Raw genomic sequence first — 231 nt, forward strand, 5'->3', positions numbered from 1 at the left:
AGCAAGTCGACCAAGGAGATCGCCGACATGATCGGTCGCATCCAGACCGGCACCCGCAGCGTCAACGACGACATGCAGCACAGCCAGGACCAGGCGCGGCGCGGCGTGGAGCTGGCCAACGAGGCCGGCGCGGCGATCCTTGGCATCCGCGAGAGCACGCACAAGGTGGTAGAAGCGGTGCAGCAGTTCTCGCGCACCCTCAACGCCGATCTCTAGGGCTCAGGCCAGGCT

The 231-nt window shown here is 66.7% G+C and carries 1 pseudogene; it reads left to right on the plus strand.

What is annotated here, in order from left to right:
- A pseudogene (locus ACLJNW_RS29045) lies at positions 1 to 216 on the plus strand (hypothetical protein); the annotation flags it as partial.
- Positions 217 to 231 lie beyond the last annotated feature (15 nt).

The organism is Salmonella sp. SAL4457 (assembly GCF_046548235.1).
Classification (GTDB): Bacteria; Pseudomonadota; Gammaproteobacteria; order Enterobacterales; family Enterobacteriaceae; genus Salmonella; species Salmonella enterica.